This window comes from Stenomitos frigidus ULC18 (genome assembly GCF_003003795.1).
GTDB classification, from domain to species: domain Bacteria; phylum Cyanobacteriota; class Cyanobacteriia; order Leptolyngbyales; family Leptolyngbyaceae; genus Stenomitos; species Stenomitos frigidus_A.
Genome location: NZ_PVWK01000151.1, coordinates 20,419 through 27,027 on the forward strand (window position 1 = coordinate 20,419; position 6,609 = coordinate 27,027).

Consider the following 6,609-nt stretch of genomic DNA (forward strand, 5'->3'; position numbering starts at 1 on the left):
CCCTCTCTTTACGATTTAGCAGCATTGACTGTCCGGTCTGGAGCCGTGAGTTAGTGTAGATTCTCACAGGTGGATCGGATGTGACCTGTATGCTGCAAATTTACTATCTTCCCGACGGGCGACTGGTCGAAGCGGGAGAAGCATTTACGTTATTGGATGCCTCCTTAGAGGCAGGCATTCCCCATACACACATTTGCGGTGGCAATGCGCGTTGCTCCACCTGTCGAGTGATGGTCACTGAAGGGCAAGAACACTGTGGGACTCAGACGATCGCTGAACAAGAGATGGCACGACGGTTGGGTTTTCCTGATTCTGTGCGGCTTGCCTGCCAAACCAAGCTGGCAGGTAGCGGCAAAATCTCAGTCCGCAGGCTGTCGTTAGAGGTGGAAGAGTCGACGCAGTTTTTCGACCAGGCGATCGGCAAACTGACGCCTGGGTTTATGGGGCAGGAAAAAGAAATCGCCATCTTGTTTGCTGATATTCGTGGCTTTACGTCATTTTCAGAAGCGCTGTTGCCCTATGACGTCATTTACGTGCTGAATCGCTACTTTCGGCGCATGGCACAAGTCATCGGTTCCTATGGGGGCACCATTAATGTGTATATGGGCGATGGGTTGATGGCCTTGTTTGGGGTCGAGCCAGCAGAAGGACAACCACCTGGCAAAGCGGTAGAACAAGCCATTCGTGCGGGTCTGGACATGCTGGAAGCGGTGGAAGACATGAATCCATCGTTGGAATCGTTCTACAATCAGCGCTTGCGGATCGGCATTGGTGTGCATTACGGATGGACAGTTATTGGCACGATCGGCGATCCAAAAAATCCCAACATGACTGCGATCGGTGATGCGGTGAATTTAGCCAGTCGCATCGAAGCCGCGAACAAGCCACTCGGCACCACGTTCCTCATCTCCGAAGACGCCTATCAACAGGTGGATAATCAGGTTTTGGTCAAGCAGCAATTTCAGACCCAGCTTCCAGGTAAGAGCGGTGAATATTGCCTCTACGAAGTGGTTGGCATGGCACCACCAGTAAGAGTAAGCAGAGACAAGAGCCTAGTGCAAAGAGAACCCATTGCTCACGTCGATGGTCATTTGAAGCGCATCATTAACAAGCTCTGGCAAGCACTGAAAAATGCGTTCGGCGCTGCCTAGAGTTTATGTTCAGGCTGGAGCGATCGCCCAGCCGCTTTATGCCTGTTTGCTAAGAAATGTGTCAAAGATTAGAAAGAAATTAACACTTGTCTCAAAAGTTAATTGTTCACTGCTGTGTTTACGTGTCGAGCATCACAGCCTTTGGGGGCGCTGAGTTTTTGGGTCAAACAGGCATGTCACTTAATTTATGTAACATTTCGTGATAATTTAAAGCTGAGGAGCAAACTGTATCTCCGGAGACGTATTGCTTCGCCTTTAGCCAGTTACAAACCTAGTGAGGCACCCCTCCATATGGCAATTACTATTGATTCCGCCCGTAGTATTTTCCCGGGTACATTATCAGCTGATGCAGTACCTGCTTTGACTGCACGGTTCAACCAACTTAGTGCTGAAGATCAACTGGCGTGGACATGGTTCGCGTTCCTGGAAATGGGCAAAACCGTTACCGTTGCAGCCCCTGGTGCAGCGAGTATGCAGTTTGCTGAAGGCACCCTGAACCAGATTAAGCAAATGACCTTTGAGGCGCAAACTCAGGTGATGTGTGATCTAGCAAATCACGCCGATACGCCCCTTTGCCGCACATATGCTACCTGGTCGCCTAACATTAAGCTCGGTTTTTGGAATCAGCTTGGAGAATGGATGGAGCAAGGTACCGTTGCGCCCATTCCGACTGGCTATAAGCTGTCTGCCAACGCCAGCGCTGTCCTAGAAACCCTCAAAACGTTGGATCAAGGCCAACAGATTACTGTGTTGCGAAACTCTGTTGTTGACATGGGGTTTGACGTCAGCAAATTAGGCAGCTACACCAGAATTTCTGAACCTGTGGTCGCGCCGAAAGAGACCGCTCAGCGGACTCAAGTCACCATTCAAGGGCTCGACAACCCAACCGTGCTGAGCTACATGAACAACTTAAATGCCAATGACTTTGAGCAACTGATTAAGCTCTTTGCGGCAGATGGGGCGTTGCAGCCTCCTTTCCAGCGCCCGATCGTTGGCACAGATGCTATCCTGCGGTTTTTCCGGGAAGAATGCCAGAACCTTAACCTGGTACCAGAACGCGGAGTCGCGGAACCCGCAGACGATGGCTACACTCAAGTGAAAGTTACAGGCAAGGTTCAAACTCCCTGGTTTGGTGCAGCCGTGGGTATGAATATGGCTTGGCGGTTCTTGCTTAACCCTGAAGGCAAGATCTTCTTTGTCGCCATTGATTTGTTGGCTTCCCCCAAGGAGCTTTTAAATCTGGTTCGCTAGGTTAACCAGGAGCAACGCATTAAGGCGATCGCTGAAAAGTGGGCGTTGCTAAAGATAGGGATGCAGGAATGCACAAAGCATCCCTATTTTTGATGTAGGGGATGTTAGCTTGTGGTTAGCTAGGAAACAGCGCCCCTACGACATCCATCCTGACAAAGCAGCAATGCCAAAACGTGTCATCTCTGTAGAGATGCAAGCTTTTGCGTCCCTATCTGAGACGAGCAAAGAATGAAGCATCTGTTTTCTGGAACTTTTTCAAGGAATACAGACTAAATAAGGTCGAATTTCAGTAGAGGTATGGCATTGCCATGTCCCTACGGGGTGGCTCTTGAAAGCGAGAATGTTCAGCCATATGGCGCAACCGCATCATCCAGCCCATTAACTACTGCACAAATTTTAGATTGAGCCATGCAAGTAAGTGAAGCCGAGTGGACTGACACTGAGAAGACGATAGCCCGAACAGCTTTTGATCAAGCGTATGGGCGAGAAATTGAGGCTTTGCTGAAACAAGTGCGAGCGGACGCCAGCACACTCGTGGAATTGAGTGATCTCTGGCGGTTACATGATTTCTTGAGTGCTAAACGACACCAAGTTGAGGGCAAGTACGACTATCAATACGCTGCTCTGCCCTTTGTTTTTGCTGGCCTTGTTAAGGACGGCTGGCTTCACCTTCAGGAGTTGGAAGGGCTCAGTAAAGACAAGCTTGCCAAGATCAATTCTTTGGCAAACATGTGAGACTTTGGCAGGCCTTTGAGCCCGATCGCGCTGGCTTTTAAGCTGGAAGCGACTGGTAGGGATGACGCTTGGCGTGAATGTTGCGGATATGCGTTTTGACCGTGTTGAGGCTGATGTGGAGCGTTGTGGCGATCGCCTGATAGCTATATTCCCGCTTCAGCAGTAACCAGACTTCCGCTTCCCGATTGGTCAATTGGAACTTTTTTTGTTCTATCCGGATATCTTGTCGCAACACTTCATCCCGGTCTTCGATCGTAATGAGCACATAGGCCTGTTGAGTGAGCGCCAGGTTCACCTCATTGCTGATGTCTGCCGCCAGCCAACACGCCGTCAGTCGGAACGAGCAGCAGTCTGTCGTCTCATATTCTAAAAGTACTGGCTCAGAGGCGGCTCCTGTTTCTACAACCTGCCCAAAGAGTTCATTCACGATCGTGGGTAGTGTTGTGCCATAGCGCTGAGTGCTCGATAGTTTCTGACAAAGCCGTCTGGCATTCTGGTTCCAGTAGAAAATGGCTCGATCGATCGAGAGTACGATTACCCCTTTTGGTAGCGCTTCTACAAGTGCACTGAGCAATGAAGAGGACTCTAAAGCACTGTTAAGGTCACGTACAGGCGCTGCCATAAGAGAGGCTGTGGGACTGATATCTCTGGAATGAGAGAGGCTGTTGTAGGGTAAGCAATTGGGGACTTCGTAATCGCGGGTCAACATGGCATCTCCAGACAAGTGATAGGTTTGCTCAATCGCATCGTGGTCAATGCCACCTCGTCTCGTCGATCGTCCCTGGGTCAGGTCAGAGTGTGATGCTTCGGATGATCTCAGCAAGCTCAATTCACGTATCGCAGTTCGCGCGATTCTTGCTTGACTCGTCCTGTCATCGCTGCTTGTTGCAGGTTCATAAAGGCATAGAAATCTTCTCTGCCATATTTTGTTGTTAAAAGTCGTCGTAGCTGCTCTTCAGCACTCACGGTGAGATAACCAGTGGTGAGCACCTGTTGAACAATTTCATGAATCGAGTTCATGCCTAGCATCTCCACGAAGAACGGTTGCACAAGTAGTGATGTGTAAAGTAACGTTGACAAACGGCTTGACCTGATGATTCAGGTGTCGGGGGGTTGCATTGTTTGTCATTGCCCTTCTAGATAGAAAGGTTAGTCGAAAAGCTGCATTACATTGAACTAACAAGCGTTAGGAATCATTAGCCAGATCGTTAGGCGTTACGTTAGAAGTTTCATCACCCCTCATGGCACCTGGTTCAATTCAGCCTGAAGAGACGTTTGCGCGAGCTGAGGCGCTTTGGGATACAGGACGGCTCTTTGCTGATCTAGCCTCTGCTAAGCGAGGCAAGCTCACTCCGACTGAAAAAGAGCATCTGCGTGGCTTGCTTTTGGGCATGGGTCCCAAAGAAATTGCCAAGGAGTTGTGTAAAGGGGTGGGTGGGGTTCGCGTGGCTCTGTGTGACCTTTACCGCTACGTCGAAGCGCTTCTACGGTTGCCAGAAGGTGATGTTGATTCCAGAACCGTGATTTACACGCTGGAAGAGGCAGGCTACAAGCGATCGGCTACGGGTAGCGTCATGCCTGTTGCCTCACCCCAGCTGACCTGGATACCTCGCTCTGGCAGTCAGGATGTAGTTAACGGTGGCAGACAGACAACGACTGAGCGGGCTCAGCGCTCTAGCATCGTCATTAGCCACGGCAACCAGGCAATGAATCTGGGTCTTGCTCAACAACTCTACGCGACGTTAAAGGCGGCAGGGCATCAACTAGCGATTTTAGAAGAGAGTCACCGATCGTCGACCGACTGGCTGCGGCACATTGATGCAGCGCTGGAACAGTGCGATTATTTTTTGTTGCTGCTAGCGCCCCAGTCAGCCGTCAGTGAAATGGTAACAGAAGAAGTGCGACGAGCCAGAGAAGCGTATGATACTCGCCCCAACCACAAGCCCATTCTGTTGCCGGTACGGGTTGGTTTTTCGCTGACGGTGCCACTTAACCACAATTTGCGTGGGTATCTGCATGGCTTTCAAGAGTGGGAATGGCACTCGCCTACTGATACGCCATTACTGCTGCAAGCCCTGCAAACCTTGTTGGCAGAAGCACCACCGCCGACACCTGAATCAGCGACACAGGCACTACCCACGCCTTTTACAGCGGTGGATGACCCTGATGCGCCACCGCTGCCTGTAGCCGAGCCAGAATTGCCGTGGGGACAGGTCAACCTGGTTTCAGCGTTTTATGTCGAACGATCGCCGATCGAGGCTCGCTGCTACGAAACGATCGTCAAACCGGGCGCCTTGATTCGGATTAAAGCGCCACGACAAATGGGTAAAACGTCGCTGATGTCGCGCATTCTTTACTATGGCGAGCAGCAAAACTACATCACCCTGCCGCTGAGTTTTCAGCTGGCCGATCGCGCCATTTTTGCTGACTTAGACAAGTTCTTACGCTGGTTTTGCGCCAGCGTCGGGCAGGGACTACAGCTGCCGCCCAAGCTAAAGGATTATTGGGACGATATTTTTGGCAGCAAAGTGAACTGCAAGGCGTACTTTGAGCAGTATCTGCTGCGAGAAATTGATAGTCCCTTGATTCTGGGACTCGATGAAGTCGATCGTGTGTTTGAGCATCGCCACATCGCTGAAGATTTTTTCGGACTTTTGCGGGCATGGCACGAGGAAGCGAAGAACCGCGCCATTTGGCAAAAGCTGCGTCTGGTGGTCGTCCACTCGACCGAAGTCTACGTCCCGTTGGACAACAACCAGTCGCCGTTTAATGTTGGCTTGCCGATCGACTTACCAGAGTTTAGCCCGGAACAGGTGCAGGATCTGGCAACACGACACGGCTTAAATTGGCGATCGCACCAAATTCAACAGCTCATGACTCTGGTCGGTGGGCATCCCTATCTGATACGCGTTGCTTTTTACCATATTGCCAAACAGGATATGACGCTAGAGCAATTGCTCCAGCAGGCTCCAACCGACTCTGGACCTTACAGTGACCACCTGAGACGGCATCTATGGAATCTGGAACAATACCCAGATCTCGCGGCTGCTCTCGCAAAAACGGTCGTCACGACTGAGCCTGTGCGCTTAGAAACCTCCCAAGCCTTTAAGCTGCACAGTATGGGATTGGTGCATCTCAATGGGAATAACGTAACGTTGCGCTATGAACTGTATCGCCAGTACTTCCGCGATCGTCTGCCGGATACATAGGGTTTGTAAGCAGCAGCTTATGGACTTGAGTGCTTTCCGAGAAAAAACGTACCGCTTGGTAGAGGGCAGGTTTTGCCAGCGCCTTTGCCTCTAGCCGATCGCGTTGGTATCAAACCTGTCCCTACGGGTCTTTTGTTGGCTAGCAATCTCCTTGAAGGAGTTGTTAACAGTCAGTTGTGGGTGCTTATACCGTTTTAATATGAAGCTGCGCCAAATAGGGCTTCGAGAATGAAATTGTAGGCGGTCAACGACGCAATCGTTTC

Annotated in this window: 6 protein-coding genes; 4 read left to right on the forward strand and 2 right to left on the reverse strand. The window is 50.7% G+C overall.

Annotated features, from left to right (window positions below; genetic code table 11):
- Positions 1–89: 89 nt before the first annotated feature.
- From C7B82_RS28050 to C7B82_RS28060, 3 genes are all read left to right on the forward strand, one after another.
- Positions 90–1,151, forward strand: a complete 1,062-nt coding sequence (locus C7B82_RS28050) for an adenylate/guanylate cyclase domain-containing protein (protein WP_245940134.1) — start codon at positions 90–92, stop codon at positions 1,149–1,151.
- Positions 1,152–1,442: 291 nt separating this feature from the next.
- Entirely contained in the window at positions 1,443–2,402 is a 960-nt protein-coding gene (locus C7B82_RS28055) for an orange carotenoid-binding protein (protein ID WP_106260293.1), read from the forward strand.
- 408 nt (positions 2,403–2,810) lie between these two features.
- Entirely contained in the window at positions 2,811–3,137 is a 327-nt protein-coding gene (locus tag C7B82_RS28060) for a hypothetical protein (protein ID WP_106260295.1), read from the forward strand.
- A 37-nt stretch (positions 3,138–3,174) separates the two neighbouring features.
- Here the strand turns inward: C7B82_RS28060 and C7B82_RS28065 are convergent, their stop codons facing one another.
- Positions 3,175–3,960, reverse strand: coding sequence for a helix-turn-helix transcriptional regulator (locus C7B82_RS28065; RefSeq protein ID WP_146141294.1), 786 nt, complete (start codon positions 3,958–3,960; stop codon positions 3,175–3,177).
- Between the two features lie 2 nt (positions 3,961–3,962).
- Positions 3,963–4,157 carry a hypothetical protein gene (locus C7B82_RS28070; RefSeq protein ID WP_106260305.1) on the reverse strand — a complete coding sequence of 65 codons (195 nt, stop codon included), beginning with the start codon at positions 4,155–4,157 and terminating at the stop codon, positions 3,963–3,965.
- A 221-nt stretch (positions 4,158–4,378) separates the two neighbouring features.
- On the opposite strand from C7B82_RS28070, the gene C7B82_RS28075 reads away from it, so the two are divergent.
- Positions 4,379–6,346, forward strand: a complete 1,968-nt coding sequence (locus C7B82_RS28075; RefSeq protein ID WP_219904740.1) for an AAA-like domain-containing protein — start codon at positions 4,379–4,381, stop codon at positions 6,344–6,346.
- Positions 6,347–6,609: the final 263 nt, after the last annotated feature.